Below are 23139 nucleotides of genomic sequence, written 5' to 3' on the forward strand. Positions count from 1 at the left end.
TATACAAAATCACTTGCATCGGTTTAGCTGCCAGCATTTATGGATAGAGCTATGCCGGGCAAAATCCTGAGGAATGGTGTGTTTGGTAATATCCTGCGCGGTTAACCCCAGCGCTTCCATCGCAGGGGTATCCAGCTTGAAGCCCCGTTTATTGTTGGAGAAAATAATCGTGCCGCCAGGCTTCAGGCAACCCACAGCCTGGGTAATCAGCGCCACATGATCGCGCTGCACATCCCAGGTAGATTGCATGCGTTTTGAATTTGAAAATGAGGGCGGGTCAATAAAAATAAGATCGTATTGACCACTATGACTCGCCAGCCAGTTAGTACAATCTGCCTGGACAAACGCATACGGCCCGCTTAGCTGGTTAAGCGAAAAGTTGCGCTTAGCCCAGTCCAGATAAGTTTTCGACATATCCACGGTGCACACCGAACGAGCGCCGCCTAATGCCGCAAATACCGACACGCTGCCGGTATAGGCAAACAGATTCAGGACATCTTTATCTTTTGCCAGCTGTTGAACCCGTTGACGGGTATCTCGATGATCCAGAAACAAACCGGTATCCAGATAATCCGTCAGATTAACCTCAAAGCGGGCATTGTTTTCCTGTACCGTTTTGGTGACGCCTTGTTGATCCAGCTTTTCGTATTGGGCGGTGCCCTTTTGACGGGTACGCACTTTTAATGAAATTTGTGACGCCGGAATGCCTGTCACAGCCGGCAAATGCAACAACACTTCCTGCAGACGGCGGCGCGCTTTGTCTTCAGAGATATCTTTAGGCGGTGCGTACTCCTGAACCACTAGCCAGTCGTCATAACGATCGATAGCTACATTGTAATCGGGTAAGTCCGCATCATAGATACGATAACACTGGGTATTCTGTTGCTTTAGCCAGGGCTTGAGCTTTTTCAGGTTTTTCTTCAGCCGGTTTGCAAATTCATGGTTTTGCGCATCTTCAGAAAACTGCTCGCAGTTGGCTTCGTCTAGTTGATAATTAACCAACCGGCATTCCAGCTTGCCGTTGTTCATGGCGTAATCTTTGGCAGCACGTAATTTAAGCACACGCAGCAAATCACGATTGCTGGAAAGCAGGGTTACCTGCCAGCCTTTCCATGCGGTTTTTAAATGCTTGCCCCATTGCGAAAACAACGGAATCAGATCGGTCAGTTCGCCCAGACGTTCACCATACGGCGGATTCGTGACCATAAAGCCTTTTTGCTTCACCGGCGGGGCACCTTTGGTGGCATCCTGAACCGAAAACTGAATATCGGCGAATACCCCTGCCTCATCGGCATTGGTGCGCGCCATTGCCACCAGTCGGCGACTGACATCACCGGCATAGATATTATTTTTAGCCGGCAGCTGTGCAGCCAGCGCGGCATCTACCAGACTATCCCATAGCGTGGGGTTATGTTGAAGCCAGCGGTTAAAGCCCCAGTAGCCCCGTTTTATGCCCGGGGCTATATTGCGAGCCATATACGCTGCTTCAATGGCGATGGTGCCTGAACCACACATGGTATCGACTAAGGGCTGGTCGGTATGCTGATGCCAGCCGGCCCGCATTAGCATGGCACAGGCAATGTGTTCTTTAAGAGGCGCCTCGCCCGTTTGTTGTCGATAGGCACGCTGATGCAGACTATTACCGGATAAATCAATACCAATAGCCACCTGATCCCGTTGGCATTTGGCATAGATCGGCAAATCAGGCTGACGGCGTTCGACCGAGGGCCGCTGGCTGCTTTGCTGGGTGAACTGATCAACAATAGCATCCTTGATTTTGACCGCCCCGAACTGGGTATTTTTGATAACCCGGTTGGTGCCTACAAACTGAACCCCAAGGGTCTGGTTAGGCTTCAGATGCAATGGCCAGTCAACACTGTCGGCCACCTGATATAAGGCTTCGGCGCTGTCACATTTGCCCTGTGCCAGTTGCCAGATAACCCGGTTAGCCAGTCGTGACCACAGGCACAATGTATAGGCCTGTTCCAGCGTACCTTCAAAGCTTAGCATGCCAGGGGTAAGACTAATCTCGACGCCGGGACACAGCGTCAGGATCTCTTGTTTTAATAGTTCATCCAGTCCGCGACTGGTAGTAACCAGAATTTTGTTCATATAAAGATTTTTTACCTGTTTGGCGAGAAGTCCTCACCAACCTTGTTTAGATAGCTTTAGCTATTTGATGGACCAGTTCGGGTCCCTGATAAATGAACGCTGAATACACCTGCACCAGTGAAGCACCGGCCTCCAGACGTTGCTGCGCAGCTTTCGGGCTGTCGATGCCACCGACGCCGATAATTGGAATGGAGCGCTCCAGCGCGGCCGACAGCTTGCGGGTTACCTCCAGCGACATCTGCGTCATGACGGCTCCACTTAAGCCCCCGGCTTCATTGGCGTGAGGTAGCCCTTGCACTGCTTCCCGGCTCAATGTGGTATTGGTCGCTATGACACCATCCATTTTGCTGCTTAACAGCGAAGCCGCAATACTGCTGATTTGTTCATCATCCAAATCCGGTGCAATTTTAATAAACAGCGGTACGTAGCGGCCATGGGTCTGGCACAGTTTTTCCTGAGCGCCTTTTAATCCTAACAGCAGGCCATCCAGCGCCTCACCATATTGCAGATTGCGTAATCCGGGCGTATTGGGCGAGGAAATATTCACCGTAACATAACTGGCGTAGGGGTAGACCTTGTTCAGACAAAGCAGATAATCATCAATAGCATGCTGATCGTCCGTATCCTTGTTCTTACCAATGTTGATGCCAAGCACACCCTTGTAGTGGGCTTTTTTAACTTTTTCTACCAGATAATCCACGCCTTTGTTGTTAAAGCCCATCCGGTTAATGATGGCCTGCTTGTCTTCGATGCGAAACAAACGCGGCTTGGGATTGCCAGGCTGAGGGCGTGGTGTCACAGTGCCGATTTCAATTGAACCAAAACCCATCGCCGCAAAGGCATCAATACAATCACCATTTTTATCCAGTCCGGCTGCAAGTCCCACCGGGTTGGTAAACTCAATCCCGGCCACCGTCAGCGGCTTGTGGATGGTTTCTTTGCTGTATAACCACTTCAAGGGGGTATGTTGAGTACGGTTGAGCCACTTCATGGTCAAATCATGACTGGCTTCCGGCTCACACTTTAACAGGAGTTTCTGCACGATGGAGGACATAACAAAAGGTACTTATAAAAAAGCCCTGTCAGACAGGGCTTTGATTTCTGCGAATCAGTCTATTCTAATGGTTAGACTTCACGCTTAAAAGCATCAATTCACGTAATGCGACGGAAAACTTCGCAAATTCGTGCGCTGAGCTGGTCTTAAACTCGGACATCATGTGATACCAGCGCTTGAGTAAGACCTGATTATTGTCAATCCAGTCCGATAGGATCTCATCGGCATCATTAACATCGGGTCGACTCGCCAGCAGGTTTGCGGTGATGGACCGTTGTTGCCAGTCAAGCTCTTCACGATACGACGCACGGGCCAGCGCCTGCCAGTGGTTGCTTACCGCCTGATTGTTGATTTGCTCTAAGAACCAGTGCAATTCAAGACGATTGCCCAGCTGGAAGTACAGCTTAGCAATAATCGGAGTATCACGTTTATCATCAGCATCAATCTGGGCAATATCCAGAATCGAGAACATATTAGAAAAACGGGCAACCGGCATCGCAATGGCTTTTGGTACGCCTTCGTCAATCAGACTTTGGGTATGACGCTCAAGCATGGCATATTCATCATCCACCAGATAATTTTTCAGATTTTTGCTCAAATCTTCAAAAGTACTGCCATAGGCATCGATGGCTTCCTGAATACCCAGCGACTTATTGCCATGGCGGATATACCAGCGTGCCGTGCGGCGCATAATCCGACGCGCTTCTTCTAACATCCGCAGCTGCAGATCAGCATCAATCTGGTTATCAAGATCTTCGATTTGTTCCCACAACGGCCCGATATTGAAGATGCCTTTAACAATAGAATAGGCATCGGCAATCTCATCCACCGAGGCGCCGGTTTCTTCCTGCATGCGGAACACAAAGTTCAGGCCCATGTCATTGATCATCGCATTGGTCAGCTTGGTGGCGATAATTTCACCACGCAGAGGATGCTGCTGCATTTGTTCGGCAAACCGCTCGCGCAGCACTTCCGGGAAGGCATTGATCAGCATTTGTTCATGGTACGGGTTTTGGGTAATGGCCGGGATATCCAGCTCATCTTTGAGCACCATCTTGCCATAGGCAATGAGCACACTTAATTCAGGGCGGGAAAAGCCTCTGTCGGCAGCAACCCGATCCGAGATTTCATCATCGGTAGGGATAAACTCCAGCTCACGATTTAAGCGGCCTTCACGCTCCAGACCATGGATAAACCGAAGCTGCTCTTTAAGTGCAGACACGCCGGCACGCTCGGTGATCGAAATGGACTGAGTCTGACGATAGCAATCTTCCAGTACCAGTTGCGCCACATCATCGGTCATCTCATACAGCAGATTGTTACGCTGTTTAAGGGTCAAATCACCATTAGCCACCAGGTTGTTCAGCAGTATCTTGATATTAACTTCGTTATCCGAGCAGTCGACCCCACCGACATTATCGATAAAGTCAGTATTTACCCGACCACCGTTAGCCGCATATTCAATACGACCTAATTGAGTCAGACCCAGGTTACCGCCCTCGCCCACGACTTTGGCTCGAACCTCTTTACCATTGACCCGCAAATCATCATTGGCGCGGTCGCCGACTTCAGCGTCAGACTCCTTGGTGCTCTTAACATAAGTGCCGATACCACCGTTCCAAATCAGATCCACTTCCATTTTTAAAATGTTGTGTATCAATTCATTAGGAGTCATCGTCATCTGCCGGGTGCCCAGACACTTTTTCATTTCCGGCGTCAGCTTGATGGATTTGGCCGAGCGATTAAAGACACCGCCCCCTTTCGATATCAGCTCCTTGTCATAGTCATCCCAGCTTAAGCGTGGATTTTCAAACAGACGTTGACGCTCTTTGTAGCTTGATGCTGCATCCGGGCTAGGGTCAAAGAAGATATGCAGGTGGTTAAACGCCGCCACTAAACGGATATGCTTTGACAGCAGCATCCCATTACCAAACACATCCCCGGCCATGTCGCCGATACCCACGCAGGTAAAATCGGTGGTCTGACAGTCAATACCCACTTCGCGGAAGTGCCGTTTCACCGACTCCCAGGCGCCCCGGGCGGTGATCGCCATTTTCTTATGGTCATAACCAATGCTGCCACCGGAGGCAAAGGCATCGCCCATCCAGAAATTATATTCTTCGGAAATACCATTGGCGATATCCGAGAAAGTGGCAGTGCCTTTATCCGCCGCCACCACCAGATAAGGGTCATCTTCATCAAGACGTACCACATTCTGGGGCGGTACTACTTCGCCATTGACGATGTTATCGGTGATATCCAGCAAGCTGCGAATGAAGGTGCGGTAACATGCTTTGCCTTCGGCAAGCATCGCTTCGCGGCCTTCTTCGGTAGGCAGTTTTTTACAAACAAAGCCACCTTTTGCGCCCACCGGTACAATAACCGTATTTTTAACCTGTTGGGCTTTTACCAGACCTAAAATTTCAGTTCTGAAATCTTCCTGACGATCTGACCAGCGCAGACCACCCCGGGCAACTTTACCGCCTCGCAGATGCACCCCTTCCACTTTGGGTGAATACACAAAAATTTCAAATTTTGGCAACGGTAATGGCATGTCCGGGATCTGTTCCGGCGCCACTTTGAATGACACATAAGGTTTTTCGTTGCCTTCGTCATCGCCCTGGTAGAAGTTGGTCCGTAAGGTTGCCAGCATCATATCCAGATAACGACGGATAATACGGTCATCATCCAGATTACTCACATTATCAAGGTGGCCCTTGATGTCTTCTAAAATGCCATCTTCTTTTTTCTGCGAGCGTTTTTTCTTAGGATCGAAGCGGGTGTCATAGAAGCTGACCAGCGCCTTAGCAATCTGCGGATAGTTTGACAGGGTATTAGCGATATAGTCACGGCTGAATGAACTGCCGGTCTGGCGCATGTATTTAGCATATGCACGCAAAATCGTCACTTTCCGCCCGGTGAGCCCTGCCCCCAAAATCAATCGGTTAAAGGCATCGTCTTCAAGGGTATGGGCCCAGACCTTGGCAAACGCATCCTGGAACAAGGTTTGCGCTTTTTCCATATCCAGTTTTTCACCGGCTTTATGCAGCATGGTGAAATCCATTACCCAGTTAAGTTCGCCTTCAGAGCAGGTGATTTTAAACGGACTTTCATCAATCACCCGCAGGCCGAAGTTTTCCAGCATGGGCAATACATCTGACAGATGAATAGGTTCGGCTTTGTGGAACAGTTTAAGTTTGACTACCTGGCTGTCTTTGCCTTCTTCCTGCGGCCGATAAAACAACATATCCAGTTTATGGTCGTCATTCAGCGTTTCCAGCTTGTCGATGTCAATAAGGGCCGCGCTGGGCAGGTTCTGCTCCATGTAACTGCGGCTGAACGCTTTGTTGTATTTGCGCTCTAAGGCTTTACCGCTGGCTTCACCAAACGACTGACTGATAGCAGCGGCCAGCCGATCATTCCAGGTTTTGGTCAGTTCGATGATATTTTGTTCGATTTCTTTCACATCGTATTCCGCATTATTATCTTCTACCCGGGCAATGTAATGGGTTCTGGCATACACTGACTCTGAGAAAAAGGTGGTGAATTCCACTTCTTCGATGGCGCCAAGCGACTCTTTCAGCAGTGCCTGGGTTTCTTTGCGTAACTCGGTGTTATAGCGTTCACGCGGGACAAAGACCATACAGGAGAAAAACCGGCCAAACACATCTTTGCGAATGAACAGGCGGGTGATACCACGCTCCTGCATCTGAAAAATACCCATCACAATTTGCTTAAGTTCTTCGGCAGGAGTCTGCAACAACTCATCCCGCGGATAGGTTTCGACGATATTCACAAACGCTTTGTAGGCGTGAGTGCCAGGCTCAAACCCACTCAAGTCACAGATTTTCTCAATCTTGTCACTCAGGATCGGAAGCTGAGTCACCGAAGCATTGTAAAAAGAGGCAGAGTAAAGTCCCAGGAATCGGTGTTCACCCACCACCTGACCTTCTTTATTGAATGCTTTCACGCCGACATAATCCATAAAGGCCGGACGATGTACCTGCGAGCGGGTATTGGTTTTGGTGAGCATCAGCGGATTTTTGCTAAGCGCTTCATCACGGGCGGTAGCAGGCAGCTTTGATAACAGACGTTCACGTTCACTGATGGAATTTTTCATCAGTCCCAAACTACTGTCGTTATCGGGTATCCAGCGGTGGTCACCCTCAATGGCTTTAACGCTGTAATACCGATAGCCCATCAGGGTGAAATTGTGATCCGCCAGCCAATCCAGAAAACGGCGGGTCTGATCAATTGCATTGTCGTCACAAGGCAGATTTAAGTCTTCAATGTTATTACAGACGTTATGTAACTGGCTGGACATTTCCTGCCAGTCGTTTACTGCTAAGGACACTTCATCAACCACCGAGTGCAGTTCTTTGGTCAGATTCTGTAACTCTTTTTTACTGGTCTGACGGTCAATTTCAATAAACAGCACGGTTTCTTTTTGATTGCCGTTGCCAGTCTGGTTGGCTTCTTTGAAACCGGTAAGATGGTTGTTGTCATCGCGCTCCAGACTAAACGGTCGGTGCAATAACAAGTGGGCGGTAATACCCTGGCGATTCAGTGACATTCGCACCGAGTCTACCAAAAAGGGCATATCACGAACGACAATTTCTACAATCGTGTGACTTGAGTGCCAGCCGTGTTTTGAAATTTCCGGGTTAAAAACCCGAATGTACGGTTTGTTTTTATCAAAGTCGTACAAAATGTTCCACAGACTTAAAGTGGCGCCATAAAGGTCGCTGTCGTTACGGTGTTCCAGATCTTCGTGTGAGATATTTTTATAGAGAAGCTGACCGAACTGTTTTACCAGTGCCTTTTGTTTCGCATCCACCTTCTTATCAATAAGCGAGAAAACATTGTCCAGTAGTACAGAGTGTCGCTTGGAGGTGACTGTCATGAATAAACCTTAAATTTACGTAAGTGCGGAAAAACCCTGACCATTTTCGCTAAAAGCAGGGATAAATGAAAGCCCTGTTTTAACGCTTTGTTAACAGCTTAGATAAGTATGCAAAAAACACCTATAAAAAAGGGCCTTACGGCCCTTTTACATGTTTACCTATGCAAAAATATCTTACTGGTCGGGCGACTTATCTTCGTTCCGGTTGGCCCACAGAAAGCGGGCTAGTGCCGGTAATACGATAATGGCACCTAACATGTTCACCAAAAACATGAATGTGAGTAATATTCCCATATCCATCTGAAATTTCAGTGAGGAGAACACCCAGGTACTCACTCCAATAGCAAGAGTTATGCCTGTGAACAAGACGGCGCTGCCGCGTTCATTAAGGGCGGTCAGATAAGCTTGCTGAACCGAATCACCCTGCTTGATACGCGCATTCATAGTGGAAAGAATGTAAATCCCATAATCCACCCCAATCCCGACGCCCAATGCGATTACCGGCAAGGTGGACACGGTCAGACCGATTTCCAGGAAGGTCATTAATGCCTGCGCCAGCACCGATACCACATACAATGGAATCACCACAGACAGGGTGGAACGCAACGATCGGAAGCTAAGTAGGCAAAGTAAGATAACCGCGCCAAACACATACGCCATCATCGGAATTTGCGCTTCTTTTACCGCTTCATTGGTCGCCGCCATTACTCCTACCGGGCCTGACGCCAGGCTGAATTTCATATCGTCAGTTTCATAGCTTTCACGATATTGTTTTACCGCATCCACCACCCGTGAAATGGTCTCAGCTTTATGATCTTCCATGAACAAGATAATAGGCATGACCGAGCAATCCCCATTTAACAGTCCCGAAGAGGTCGGAATGCGTGCAATGGCCTGCACCAGGGTCTGCTGATTACGCGGCAGCACCTGCCATTTTACATTCCCTTCGTTGTAACCGGCATTCACTACTTTGGCGATAGAGGCCAGCGACACTGTAGACTGCACGCCAGGGACATTTTTCATTTTCCACTGAAAATCATCCATGGCATTCATAACCTCATAAGAGGTACAGGCTTCAGGGGTGGTTTCTACCAGGACCGACAGATAATCAACGGTAACCTCATATTTATTGGTGATAAGAAAGGTATCCTGATTGTACCGGGAGGATTCATGCAGCGCGGGCGCCCCGGCATGCAGATCACCAATCTTCATTTGCTGCGACTGATATAGCCCGAACACCAATAGCAAGGAGGTAACCAGTAAAATAATCAACGCTGGGGTTTTGTGTGAACAGCCTGCCACCCATTGCCAAAACCGAACCGAATGCGCTTCTTTACCTTCAAACTTGGCCACATAGTTATGATCAAGCTTCAAAAAGCTCATTAACACCGGTAACAGGATGAGGTTGGTTAAAATAATCACCGCTACACCCATGCTGGCAGTGATAGCCAGTTCGCGAATAATTCCGATATCAATTACCAATAAGGTCATAAATCCGACCGTATCGGAAAGCAGCGCTATGCCGCCTGGAATCAACAGGCTTCTGAAGGCAAACATGGCAGCATGCTTGGCGCCCGCGCCCGCCACGGCCTTTTTCTCCACCGCATTGATCATCTGCACGCCATGGGAAACGCCAATAGCAAACACTAGAAATGGCACCAGGATTGACATCGGATCGATGCCAAAGCCCATCACAGTTAACAGGCCCAGCTGCCAGACCACCGCGATAAACGAACAGGTAAGCGGCAGGATGGTCAGCATCAGGTTACGCGAGAAGAAAAATACCATTACCGCGGTGATCGCCAGCGCCAGCGCAAAAAACAACACCACATCTTTGGCGCCTTCGGCCACATCGCCAATCATCTTGGCAAAGCCGATAACATGAATTGAGATGCGATCATTTTCGTATTGCTGACGTAGCTGCTGCTCCAGTTCGCCGGCCAGTGCCAACGTGTCCAGGGGCTCACCGGTTTCCGGGTTCAGGTCAAGTAATTGCGCGGTCACCATTGAGCAGCTGTAGTCATTCGAGACCTGGCGCCCGACAATATTGGCTTTTTCAATATTCGCTGCGACCTGCTCCAAGGCTTTGGGATTTTTTGAGTTGAAGTCGGCCGGGATAACCGGTCCGCCGGCAAAGCCCCCTTCGACGATCTCAGTAAAGCGGGTAGACGGCGAAAACAGTGAGGCGACTAACGAACGGTCAACCCCATTGATGAAAAACAACTGATCATGGACATTCTTCAGGGTATCGAAAAATTCAGGATTAAAGATATTGCCCTGCTTATCACACACCGACACATACACACTATTGGCCCCACCAAAGTCATTTCGGTGCTCCATATAGGTCTGCATATATTCATGGTTAAGCGGAATGTTTTTTTCAAAGCCGGCGTCCAGCTTAAGTAAAGAGGCCTGATAGCCCAGAAACAGAGTAGCAATTGCAAAAAATACGATAACGGCTATGCGATTGGTAAAAAACAGCCGTTCAAGAAATTGAGTAATACGCGACATAATACCTTCTTATTCTAATGTAAGGTTTTTTATTCCATTTGCCGACACCGCCAACCCGTCCTGATTGAATAGCGTGGCGTTCACAATAGCGGCTTTGTCGTCAATCTGACGCACCTTTATCCCTGCTTCAGCTTCACAGTCTGCTGCCCGGGCATAGGGATCATGCTGACTCACCGGAAAAGGTTTGGTCAGCGTCACAATTATGCCGTTATTGCCTAAGGCCGCGACCTTATTCTGACTTATCGGTACAATGGAATTTAGCGTACTGGTAGAGCAGGTTTTTACATATTGCCAGTTTTGGTTGCCCTGCATCACAAATATATTGCCGCGTAAGCCAACCGCCATCACGGTTTGTTCATCCAGCGCCGCTATATCAAAAAAAGAGCCGGTATAATCAACGCTGTAACGTTGCCAGTTTTTGCCCTGATCATCACTATAGGCCAGGGTCCCGGCTTCACCGGCCAGATACAGTCGCTTGCCATCCTGGGACAAACGATTGATGTGGGGTAAAATGGAATTTAATTCCTGTTCATAAAATGCTTCGTCCTCTTCACGAATATCTTCGAGATATTCACGGTCATAAGGATCTAACAAAGAAGCATGCAACTCTGCACGCCATTGTTTGCCGCCGTCGTTCGTGCGATAAAACATGCCATAGGCGCCCACGGCTATCCCATGCTGTTTATCAAAAAAATGGATATCAAGAAAAGGGCGCTCTAATTTAGGGTTGGTAAACTGTACGGTCCAGCTCACACCGCCGTCATCCGAATGTAAAATAGTCGCATCGTGCCCCACTGCCCACACCTGCTCACCTAACATGGTGACAGCGGTTAATGTGGTTGTTGTCGGTACATCGGCTTGCTGAAAATTTTCACCGTCTTTAGAAAGTAAAATATGGCCCGTTCCCCAACCATCACCAACGATTTATCTGCGGTGATATCCAAAAGCAATGATTGTTCAACCAGGGGGGCCTGATAAGCTGTCTGAGCGCATACACAGGCACTGAAGGCCAGTGCAGCAAAAGCTGCCAGAGGTGTTTTCATAAAACAATCCTGAAAATAAGAAAAACGAAGGCGAAGCCAGGTGGCCTCGCCTTTAGGTGAGATTAACGCTTGCCTTCGCGACGAAGGGCCTGGGGAGTAAACTCGACATCACGGGGACGTACAGAAAAATCATAAATATCTTCTTCGTTATCGAGACCGATGGCCAGATAACGCCGTGAGTTCAAATCATGATACACATCAAGAGTTGACCATTGGGTAGGAACATCATAATAGTTCACACCGTATGCCACCCCTACGCGGTATAACTCACCCCGGTTGTCATACATATCCGCAATTTGAATCTGCCAGCTATCTTCATCAATAAAGAATACCCGTTTTTGATAAACATGGCGGAAACCTTCTTTAAGCGAAGCTTCAACCACCCAAACCCGGTGTTTTTCCCAGCGGGTCAGTTCCGGATTGATATGATTGGGTTTTAAAATTTCGTCGTAGCTGACCTCATCGCTATGTAATTTATAGTTGTTGTAGGCAATGTACATTTCTTTTTTGCCTTTTAACTCCCAGTTATAGCGATTGGGCGAGCCATTGAACATATCAAAATCATCGGTGGTACGCAGGCCGTCGGCCGCAGTCCCCGGGGTGTCGTAGGCAATGTTAGGTGCCGCCCGAACCCGGCGCTGACCGGTGTTATACGTCCAGGCCCGGCGAGGTTCTTTAATCTGATCTACGGTTTCATGTACCAGTAGCGCAGTACCTGCCAAACGAGCGGGTTTAGTGACCTTTTGCTTAAACATAAACAGGATATTGTCATCCAGCAACTCTTCAGGCGTCATGCCTTCTTTGGCGTACTGAATAAGCAGTTGTTCATCAAACCCGATAACATTGTAGTCGCCGGCCGAGGTCACTGCTGCCTGGCCCCCATAACGCTGAACCGCTTCACCGCGATAGCGTAAAATGTGATTCCAGATGGCTTCTAAGCCGTTTTCTGGTACCGGAAACGGAATACCACGTACCGCCCCTTTTAACCCATTACCACCCTCGATAAGCTCGGCGCGGGTGGCATTGGCTTTGGTGGCCGCATAGACATCCTGTGGGTTGGACGCTGAACGACGGCTCTGATAGACCGGCATTTTGTAGGTCTCTGGATAAGCCTCAAACAGCGCTTGCTGACCTTCGGACAAAAATTCAGCGTATTCTTTGTAGTTATCGGCAGTAATGGTGAACTTCACGGTATCGCCGGGATAGGGATCAGGGTGATGATCACCTTCTGAGTAACCTTCAGGCGCTTTGGTAATACCCCCATCCCAGGCCGGAATACTGCCATCGGCATTGGCGGCTTTTTCACCGCCTAACGGGGTAAGCTCATTGCCCAGTTTGTTGGCTTCCTGCTCTGAAATTTTTGCCAGCGCACAGCTACTGGCTACCGACAACGAAACCGCCGCCGCAATCAAGGTAAACTTTTTCATCATAGTTAATGCCCCTTAAATTGAGTACTTGATATTGAACGACACAAAGTCACGGTCTGCCAGTGCGTTGGTGGTGCCAATACCATCCCAAAAGGCACTGTAAGACGCCGTCGCTGACCATCTGCTCAAGTAATCGAAGGTGAAGGAAAGATTCGCCGATTTTGTGTCTTCGGTGAATAGAAATAGTGGGTCCGGAGTGGTGCCCTCTACATCATGGGAGAAGGTGGCCCGCATACGCATATTGACGCCAGCCATAATATTGTTGTAGTCGGCGACCGCCAATAAGCGGTAACCCCACGCATCATCAGTGGCAAACGGATTGGTTTCGGGGCCATCTGATAATCCCTGATGCAGACCGGTACGCGGATTACCCGATGGTGTCGGTTCTAATGAGGGGGTTCTGGCGGTGCCCGGCGCATTCAAACGAATGACTTCAGGATCCGGGAAATCCACCACATTGACATAGCCCGCTTCACCCAACATGATGAAGTTATCTGAGCCGAACATGGGTCCGAATACATGAGATAAGGTAAACTGGGCCTGCCAGGTATCGGAGAGTAAAAATCCTTCTGCAGACTCACCAGGACCGACATCACGACCAATATTTTTAAGCTGGGAGATACCCGCCAGATCCGGACGTAATCCCGCATTTGCCAACTGCTCAGGCATCGCCTGATAAAGTAATTCTACGTCATCTATTTGCAGTGGCTCATCCACCCGGTAGGCGAACTCACCGGCCAGCGCAGTAGTACCAATATTGGTATTAAAGCTCATGCCGTATAATTTGATATCTTCAGGGTACAGGAACTGGGTTTCAGAAAATGCATCCAGCTGCGTAATGTTGTCCCGGGTAATCTGATTTTGAGATAAAAACGCGATATCCTGGGCAATTCCTTCGGCGGTGAAATCTGAGGTAATACCCGATACCAGTGGCCGCTGGCTATGATAATTTATATGGTAAAAACTGAATTCGGTTTCATTCAGGTTTTCGGCAAACCAGGTCAGGCGCACACCATACTGGCCCTGATCGTCGGCATCCTGGTGCGCTGCATCAGAGTAAGCCCGGACGGTCAATTTGGTTGGATAAGCAAGGTAGGCCTGAGAAATCTGGGCCGGATCAGCACCATTTCCTAGCGCCGACCCTAATTCGTTAAGCTGAGTCAACAAGGTCTGCAGGTTAATATCCGGGTTACCACTAAAGCCAAGCTGGATATTACTGAACTGACCGCCCTCACCCGCAAAGTCGTTACCGGCAAAGTAGCTGCCGGCCACAGGCAGCCAGCTACGCTCCCATTCATACTGATAATAACCTGAAATACTGAAATCCTGCGTCAGCCCCAAAGAGGCGTACACCATACCCACCGGTATAAATACTTCTTTTAGTTCCGCGCCAGGTGCCCGGGCCCGGGTTACATCAACCGGGTTGGTGGTATTGATACCATGCTGAATGAAAGTGCTCTCACCCCAGCTGATAACCTGCTGCCCCACACGTACCGTCAATGGCTTATCGCCAACCCACCAGTCGCCGTAAAAGAAGGCATCCAGTAAGCGAATGTCGGCGCATAATAAATCTTTAGCCTCGGAATCCTGACACAAATCGCGGTTTTCACCGGTTATAGGATTAGCCCAGTCAGAGGTACCGTTTTCGTTTTCAAAATCATAAAACCAGAACCCCCGGGCAAAAAAGCCGTAATCGCCGAAATTGACATCCAGTTCGTGGTTACCGGCAACTTGTGACGAAAATGCTTCACCGGGATCGTGAGCAAGGTTGCCCAGGTCCCCATTGGTTGAATAAGCGCCATCTCCTGATAATGCCCATACGTCCGCACTGGGATAGATAACATTGGTAGCAGCATTGTAGCCACTCCAGTCAAACTGGGGATGATTACTGTTACCAATCAGGCTGTAATCACGATCCTCAACCCGGATGCTGGTTGCCAGGGTAAAGGTAGAGTCAAGTGTGATGCTGGCATCTCCCACTTGCCAGTCAGCGGCGGTTACTGACGTGGATGCGACGCCGAGTAACGCAATGACCCCGGCTGCCACGGGTGATTTTTTGAATGCGCATGGCCTTGTTATCATAGTTTTTATTCTCCCAAGTTAACGTATTGGTGGTGCAGGTCCGTAGGCCACCCATAACGGTTAACAAAATAATTACATCATTTTGAGATAATCGCAAGAACAAATCGTACCAGTTAACAAATTGCTAAACTATCGGCTATTCAATTAGTTAATAGATGTCTATAAAAGTGGAGAATGAAACGGTTGGAAACTCAGGACAGGCGTTCAAATGTGAGGATCTTATGTGCAGCGGTGGTGGTCAGCCGAAAACGCCCCTGTAACCCCGATGGGGTCACAAAGGCACGCAGGCGTTCAATCGGAAGTTGCACCCGGTGGCCGCTCTCGGCCATGACCACCACGTGCTGATAGCCGGCCTGGTATAAGCGTTCGCACTCTGTATACGTCAGGCCCAGCGAAAAATGAAAATACTTATTGTTGTTCACTGTTTACTTTAAAAGCCAGGCTTTTACTGACTTTTTCATACAAGTCGCCACTCAGGCCCTTATGATTGGCGATACGTTCCAACTGGGCTTTCATGAGCAACTGATAGTCAGGTGCAAAGTTGTGCCATTGTGTTAGCGGCGTCACAATGCGTGCGGCCACCTGGGGGTTTACTGCATCCAGCTTAAGTAGATAGTCGGTGACAAACTGGTAACCACTGCCATCGGGGGCATGAAAACCCGCCGTATTGAAAAACGCAAAACTGCCGATGACTGCCCGCACCCGGTTTGGATTGCCTTTGGCAAAACGAGGGTGTTGTTGTAACAGACTCAGCTGGCTGAGGATGTCGGTTCGCTCAGTAGTTGCATGCAAACCAAACCATTTATCCAGTACCAGAGGATCATGATTCCAGCGCTGTTCAAAGCGGCTCATCAGTGACTCAAACACCGAAGGGCTGTGACCCTGCGCGGCTTTAAGTGCTCCCAGCGAATCCGTCATATTGTCAGCTTGTTCAAACTGCTGATTTAGCAGCTTATCGGCGTCACCGGCACACGCCAGATGATTAAGGACCACATTACGACAGCGACGGGCATTGATCGCGGTTTGGGTATATTGATAAGGCCCGGTTTCGAGGGTCTTAAAGAGAGTCTCAAGGGGTCCGTGCAGACGCTGCGCAAAATCCCGACAGAACTGGCTTCGGGCAGTATTTAGCGCCGCCACCTCGACTAATTGCCGGCTTTGACACAAGGTCTCAAAACTAGGGATAACCAAACATTCGCCCAGCAGTTCATGATTGTGAGACTCGCGGGTAATAACCTGCTCCAGCCCCTGCCAGATTGTTGCATCTACCGCAGCCTGATTTTCCAGCTCGTATTGATGAATACACCAGTCGTACAGAGACTGCAGGGCATCCCAGCGATTAAAGGTGTCATTGGCATATTGAAATACTGCCAGTAATTGTTCGGCGCTAAGACTATTTTCTACCTTTGCCGGCGCTGAAAAATTGCCTAATACCACTGGGATCAATGGCTCTGGCACATCAGAAAAGTGCAGTGTTTTGGCTGCGGTATCCAAAATAAACATACCATCGCGAACCTGACCATCGTCATCGGTATAGTGATTGCCCGCACTATCAATACAATCAAAGGCGACAGGCATGAACAACGAGGCTTTGTCTTTTTGATCCGCCGTCGGCGCGGTGTGCTGCGAGAAGGTAATGTCCATGCGTCTTGTTTGTGGATCATACGAGGTGGTTACCTCAATCACGGGCGTTCCGGACTGCGAATACCAAAGTGCAAAATGCCCCAGGTTCAGGTCCGTTACACTTTGCATGGCAGCAACAAAGTCATCACAGGTAACCGCCTGGCCATCATGCCGGCGAAAATACTCATCCATGCCTTCACGGAATTTTTCTGGGCCCAGTAAGGTATGAAACATCCGAATGACTTCAGCGCCCTTATCGTACACAGTAACCGTATAGAAATTATTCATCTCGATAACTTCTTCGGGCCGGATCGGATGGCTCATAGCACTGGCATCTTCAGCAAACTGATGTTCGCGCATAACCCGCACATGTTTGATTCTGTTGCTCAGTGGCGAGGTCATATCGGCGCTGAATTGCTGGTCGCGAAACACCGTCAGCCCTTCTTTTAAGCTTAACTGAAACCAATCGCGACACGTGACCCGGTTGCCGGTCCAGTTGTGAAAGTATTCATGGGCAATCACCGACTCGACATTGAAAAAGTCTTCATCGGTAGCACTGTCCTGATCAGCCAGCACAAATTTACTGTTAAAGATATTCAGCCCTTTGTTTTCCATGGCCCCCATATTGAAGAAGTCGACAGCCACAATCATGTAGATATCAAGATCGTATTCAAGCCCAAAGGTATCTTCGTCCCACTTCATGGCCCGCTTTAATGACTCAAGAGCAAATACGCCCTGGTCGCGCTTACCTTTATCAACATACAATTCAAGTTTCACCGGTTTGCCACTGGTGGTGGTGTAACTATCTTCAAGAAGATCAAAATCCCCGGCCACCAGGGCAAATAGATAAGCCGGCTTGGGGTGCGGATCCTGCCAGGTCACCCAATGCGTGCCGTCGTCGTGGTCACCCCGGGCAATAGGATTACCATTTGCCAGCAGTGTAGGATAGTGTTGTTTGTCACCATGCAGGGTGACTTCAAATCGAGCCAGTACATCAGGGCGGTCAAGATAATAGGTGATACGCCGAAAGCCTTCGGCTTCACACTGGGTACAATAGGTGCCGGCCGACAGATACAGACCTTCAAGCGCCTGATTGTGTTCGGGATCTATTTCGGTAACCAGCTTCAGACTGAAATCATCAGCAACATTGCAGATCACCAGACTGGAGTCGGTTTGTTCATAATCTGTGTATGGCTGGCCATCGATGCAGACCTCACGCAGAGTCAGATTGTCGCCGTCCAGGGTTAACGCATGGCCATGATTACCCATACGCTCGACCTGATATTCGCTGGTGACACGCGTGCAGGTAGGATGCAGTTGCACATCCATTTTAACATCATTGATGGTAAACGCGGGCGGCAGATAGTCCGCCCGTTTTTTTGCTTGTAAACTCATGGTTCCTCCCGGGGATGTTAAGCGTTTGACCCCTTTGCTTCAATATCAAAAGGAGGTTCAATTCTCAGAATTTTAATTCCTAAATAAGCATAAATGACTGCCAGGAATGGATTAATTACGTTGAAGAATGTATAGAAAATATAGTCAAACGGGTTCACCCCTAACACACCATGCATATAGGCACCACAGGTATTCCATGGGATCAGCGGTGAGGTCAGTGTCGCGCCGTCTTCAAGACTCCGTGACAGATTAAGCTGGTGCAGGCCACGTTTTTCATACTCTTGTTTGTACATACGCCCGGGCATAACAATCGAAATATACTGATCTGCGGTGACCAGATTCGAGCCCAGACAGGTTAAAATAGTGCGACTTATCATCGCCCCGGCTGAGTTCGCCCCATGTAGAATGGTACTTACCGCGCGTTTGAGTAATCCGACTTTTTCCAGTACCGCCCCAAATGACATGGCACAAATAATCAACCAGATAGTATTTAGCATAGACGACATCCCGCCCCGGCTTAATAAACTATTTAAGTTTTCGTCCGGTGTGGAAAACGAAACGCCATCGTAGAGTGCCGTCCAGATGGTTTTTAGTATGCCAATAGCCGGATTATCCTCCGGATTTGCCATCGCCAGTACCACATCCTGCTGAAAAATTACCGCCCAAACCGCACCGGCCAGCGCCCCGATAGAAACAGCAGGAAATGCCGGCATTTTGCGAACCGCCAGAATCAGCAACAAAGCCAGGGGGATTAGCATATGCCAGCCTAATTCAAAGGACTCGCTCAGCAATGTCTGCATTTGTTCTATGCGCTGCACTTTTTCCATGCCGGTTTCGCTAAAGCCCATAAAGACAAATAACAGTACCGCAATGACAAAGCTGGGGATCGTGGTCCAGAGCATATAACGGATATGCTCAAACAAATCGGTACCGGCCACCGCGGGCGCCAGATTGGTGGTTTCAGAAAGCGGTGAGATTTTATCACCAAAATACGAACCAGAAACCACCGCGCCAGCAGTCACCGCCGCCGACATCCCCATGCCTTCTGACACGCCAAGTAAAGCCACACCTACAGTGGCGGCGGTGGTCCACGAACTCCCGATACTCATAGCCACTACCGCACAAATCAGACAGGTGGCGGCGTAGAAGAAAGATGGATTGAGTAATTCCAGGCCGTAGTAAATCAGCGTGGGAACCGTACCGGCCAGCATCCAGGTGCCGATTAAAGAGCCCACTGCCAGAAGTATCAGACAGGCGCCCAGCGACATAGAGATACCATTAACAATGCCTTGTTCGATATCTTTCCAGCGATGGCCGTTTTTCATGCCAATGATCGCTGCTATCCCCGCGCCCAGCAATAGTGCAATCTGGTTCGGACCAAACGACGAGTTATCCCCGTACAGGTATACCGCCGAGCCCATCATGATAATCAGCGCGATAATGGGAATGAGGGCATCGGCCAGCGAAGGTGCTTTAATAGACTTTTTCATAATTATTATTTTTATCCTCTTACACCACAGAGCGGACAAACATCACAGCGATAACTACCGGGCAGACAAATCTTACATACCAGGGCCAGATTTTCCAAAACCAGCCTGATTCAACCTCGGGGTTGCCGGATTTCAACTCGGCCAAAATCGCATCCCGGCGCCAGACCCAGCCGGCAAAGATACACAGTACCAGCCCCAGCAATGGCTGACTCCATTGGGTTGTGGCACTGATCACCAGAGAGAACAACACATCGAAGTTGAAGATAATGATACAACTGCAGGCAAAAATAATGGCGGTCATCAGCCACACCGCTTTTTTACGGATCAGACCACGACTTTCTACCAAATAAGCCACCGGAACTTCCAGCATCGAAATAGATGAGGTAACGGCGGCAATAACCATGAGGGCAAAAAATGCCAAGCCTACCAGCAAGCCAACACTGCCAATGGTATCAAATAGCGCCGGTAACACCGTAAAGATGAGTTTGTCGCCAGCAATTAAGGCGCCGTCGGCGGCAAATATTTCCACACCATTATTCAGCGCCACATACATCGCCGGAATGATCAGCATGCCAGCAATAATTGCCACCCCGATATCTACCAGGGCTACCGAAGCGCCGATAGCGGGCAGATTTTCCTGCTTTGAGACATAGGAGCCATACACCAGCATCGTACCTACCCCTAAGGACATGGAAAAGAAAGCCTGGCCCATGGCACTGATGAGCAAGTCCGGATCTAATACACGGGAAAAGTCAGGGACCAGGTAGGCGCTCCAACCCTCAACGGCGCCGGGCTGAAAGCTTACGTAGACAATCAGTGCAATGATAATAATGACCAGGGTCGGCATAAGCCGCACGGACCATTTTTCAATGCCCGCCTTCACCCCGCCCAATACGATGAAAGAATTGATCATCATAAAGCCGGCACAAAACAGAATATTTCGGGTGTCAGAAAAGGTAAGCAGCCATTGGGAGGCGGTCTGTGCGCCAATGAGATTGGCGCCGGCATCGGCAAAATAGGCAAGCATCCAGCCACCTACAATCGCATAAAACGCGAGTATCAGGGATACGGTTACACAACCCCAGATTCCGGTTAACCGACCCGCCATATTGTTCGATATTTTACCCAGGGCGTCGACCATGTTGGAGCGATTTGCCCGGCCGATAATCAGTTCAGCCATCAGCACCGGGTAAGCCAGTACAAAAGCCAGTAATAAATAAACTAATACAAATGCCGCTCCGCCGTTACTGGCTACCTGGGTGGGAAACCCCCAGATATTTCCAAGCCCTACTGCAGAGCCCGCAGCAGCCAGTATAAAGCCGATACGGGAAGAGAATTCACCGCGCATAGCCATGATGATGTTCCTGCTTATTATTGTTGTCGTTAGTGTGCTTTACACGCAAAAAAGGCTGGCTCAGCACCAGCCTTTTTCACTTATTTTTATTAATTATGATGTATTGCGTACTTGCCAGTATTCAGCATGTCATAGGTAATGTTGGCCGCCTCCTTCAAAAACGGGTCAACTTTTTCCAGTTCTTCTTCAACATCATCGGACAGATCATCCAGCTTTTTGACTGGTTTTTCACCCATACGAGTCAGACGCTCATTTACACGGGCCAGTTCCTGTTGCTCCTGTTCCTCTTTTTCAGCCAGTCTTTCTGACTCAACCAGAGACACAAAATCACGGGCCTTTTTCTCTTTGTAATCTTCAATATCTTCGTAGATATAGGCGAATTCCGGATCCTGCATAATTCGCTTGTTATGTTTGGCGGTCAACACATCCAGGGCATTCTGACCATCGGCAAAGGTGGCGTAATTCGCCCGCTCGATACTGTCATACGGCAGCGCTGATTCTTCCTGGCTTTCGCCCCACTCTGCCGGGTCTATCGGTGATGGATATAAAATATCCGGTACCACACCCTTGTGCTGCGTGCTGCCACCGTTAATGCGATAGAATTTGGCGATGGTAAACTGCACGCTGCCTAGCGGATTTTCATACAAATCGTAAATCCGGCCAAGCCCGCGGTGCTGTTGTACGGTGCCTTTACCAAAGGTTTGCTCACCGATAATCAACGCGCGATTGTAATCCTGCATGGCTGCGGCAAAAATTTCAGACGCTGACGCACTATAGCGGTCGACCAACACTGTCAGCGGGCCATCATAAGCCACACTACTGTCAGTATCGCGATTGACGCTGACTTTGCCTTCGCCATAACGAATTTGTACCACCGGGCCTTTTTCGATAAATAAGCCGGACAGTAAGGTCGCCTCCGTCAGCGAGCCACCGCCATTACCGCGCAAATCTACAATAACGCCTTTCACATTCTGGGCTTTAAGCGCTTCAACTTCTTTTTGCACATCGGCATGCAGGTTATTGTAAAAGCTGGGGATGGTGATAACGCCCAGCTTTTCACCCTGATGCGGGCCGCTGTCCGGTACATAGACTTCAGATTTTGCCGCCCGATCTTCAAGTTTAATCTTGTCCCGGGTCAGACTGACCACCGACATCGATTTGCTTTCGGTCGCGCCTTTTTGCACCTGTAAGCGTACGGTAGAGCCTTTCGGACCTTTAATCAGATCCACCACCTCATCCAGTCGCCAGCCGACGACATCGACAAACTCCTCATCATCCTGGGCCACCCCGATAATTTTATCTTCTGGCTTCAGGGCATTGGATTTGTCGGCCGGGCCACCCGGCACAATACTCTTGATGATGGTGAAGTCTTCTTCGCTTTGCAGTACCGCCCCAATGCCTTCAAATGACAGGTTCATCTCCATTTGGAAACGATCGGCGTTGCGGGGCGATAAGTAGCTGGTATGCGCTTCGATGGTACGGGCGAAGGAATTCATCACCGTTTGAAACACATCTTCGCTCTGGGTCTGTTTCAGACGTTTAATAGCCCGGTTATAACGCTTGGTCAGAAGCTCTTTCGCTTCTTCCCAGGTCTTGCCGGCCAGTATCAGGTTCAGGGCATCGTATTTGACCCGTTGTCGCCAGATTTCGTCTAATTCGGCTTCGCTGGTCGCCCACGAAGCATCTTCGCGGTCGTAATAAAATTTATCATCCGCTTTTTCAAAGTCGAATGGTTGTTCCAATAAAGTCAGGGCATACTCAAACCGCTGCAAGCGGCGCTCAGACGTCTGGTTGAAAATATCATAAGCAACCTTCAGGTTGCCTCTGGATAAGGCTTCATCAAAATCATCGCGATAGCGATCAAATTGTTCGATATCAGATTTGAGCAGCACCTGCTTATTGCTGTCTAACGCTTTCAGATAACGGTTAAAAACCTGCTCTGAAAGCGCATTATCCAACGCAATTTCCTTATAATGAGCCCGGGTAAACAACGCACTTACCCGTTTTGCGGCCACACTATGCTGGGACTCTTGTTGCAGAATAGGCAGTTCATCAACCTCTGCGGTGGTGGTCACAGCACCAGCGCCAACTCCAAGAGTTAAGAATGCACTGGCAATGGAAATACGAAGGATATCTTTCATTTTA

Annotated in this window: 13 protein-coding genes; all 13 read right to left on the reverse strand. The window is 49.1% G+C overall.

From position 1 onward, the window contains the following. Window positions 1–9: 9 nt before the first annotated feature. Window positions 10–2112 carry a bifunctional 23S rRNA (guanine(2069)-N(7))-methyltransferase RlmK/23S rRNA (guanine(2445)-N(2))-methyltransferase RlmL gene (gene rlmKL, locus IT774_RS08140; protein ID WP_195812128.1) on the reverse strand — a complete coding sequence of 701 codons (2103 nt, stop codon included), beginning with the start codon at window positions 2110–2112 and terminating at the stop codon, window positions 10–12. Window positions 2113–2158: 46 nt separating this feature from the next. Next, window positions 2159–3166, reverse strand: a complete 1008-nt coding sequence (pyrD, locus tag IT774_RS08145; protein ID WP_195812129.1) for a quinone-dependent dihydroorotate dehydrogenase — start codon at window positions 3164–3166, stop codon at window positions 2159–2161. Between the two features lie 64 nt (window positions 3167–3230). Then, entirely contained in the window at window positions 3231–8069 is a 4839-nt protein-coding gene (locus tag IT774_RS08150; RefSeq protein ID WP_195812130.1) for an NAD-glutamate dehydrogenase, read from the reverse strand. 174 nt (window positions 8070–8243) lie between these two features. Then, complete coding sequence (locus IT774_RS08155; RefSeq protein WP_195812131.1) at window positions 8244–10580, reverse strand: efflux RND transporter permease subunit; 2337 nt, start codon at window positions 10578–10580, stop codon at window positions 8244–8246. 9 nt (window positions 10581–10589) lie between these two features. Then, window positions 10590–11399 (reverse strand): WD40/YVTN/BNR-like repeat-containing protein, encoded by an 810-nt coding sequence (locus IT774_RS08160; protein WP_232365158.1) that lies wholly within the window; start codon window positions 11397–11399, stop codon window positions 10590–10592. A gap of 11 nt (window positions 11400–11410) precedes the next feature. Continuing rightward, window positions 11411–11623: a hypothetical protein gene (locus tag IT774_RS17395; protein WP_232365159.1), complete on the reverse strand. Its 213-nt coding sequence runs from the start codon at window positions 11621–11623 to the stop codon at window positions 11411–11413. Window positions 11624–11685: 62 nt separating this feature from the next. After that, complete coding sequence (locus IT774_RS08165) at window positions 11686–13053, reverse strand: DUF1329 domain-containing protein (protein ID WP_195812132.1); 1368 nt, start codon at window positions 13051–13053, stop codon at window positions 11686–11688. 12 nt (window positions 13054–13065) lie between these two features. Continuing rightward, window positions 13066–15132: a DUF1302 domain-containing protein gene (locus tag IT774_RS08170; RefSeq protein WP_195812133.1), complete on the reverse strand. Its 2067-nt coding sequence runs from the start codon at window positions 15130–15132 to the stop codon at window positions 13066–13068. Between the two features lie 191 nt (window positions 15133–15323). Then, the gene (locus IT774_RS08175; RefSeq protein WP_195812134.1) at window positions 15324–15554 is read right to left on the reverse strand and encodes a DUF2835 family protein; all 231 of its coding nucleotides are present in this window, start codon (window positions 15552–15554) and stop codon (window positions 15324–15326) included. Continuing rightward, on the reverse strand, window positions 15541–18150 hold the full coding sequence (gene pepN, locus IT774_RS08180; RefSeq protein ID WP_195812135.1) for an aminopeptidase N: 2610 nt from the start codon (window positions 18148–18150) through the stop codon (window positions 15541–15543). The genes IT774_RS08175 and pepN overlap by 14 nt, the downstream gene beginning before the upstream one ends. A gap of 17 nt (window positions 18151–18167) precedes the next feature. Next, window positions 18168–19640, reverse strand: a complete 1473-nt coding sequence (gene nhaC, locus IT774_RS08185) for a Na+/H+ antiporter NhaC (RefSeq protein WP_195812136.1) — start codon at window positions 19638–19640, stop codon at window positions 18168–18170. Between the two features lie 19 nt (window positions 19641–19659). Further along, window positions 19660–20994, reverse strand: coding sequence for a sodium-dependent transporter (locus IT774_RS08190; protein WP_195812137.1), 1335 nt, complete (start codon window positions 20992–20994; stop codon window positions 19660–19662). 89 nt (window positions 20995–21083) lie between these two features. Beyond that, window positions 21084–23135 carry a carboxy terminal-processing peptidase gene (prc, locus tag IT774_RS08195; protein WP_195812138.1) on the reverse strand — a complete coding sequence of 684 codons (2052 nt, stop codon included), beginning with the start codon at window positions 23133–23135 and terminating at the stop codon, window positions 21084–21086. Between the last annotated feature and the right edge of the window lie 4 nt (window positions 23136–23139).

Source organism: Salinimonas marina, from assembly GCF_015644725.1.
Lineage (GTDB): Bacteria > Pseudomonadota > Gammaproteobacteria > Enterobacterales > Alteromonadaceae > Alteromonas.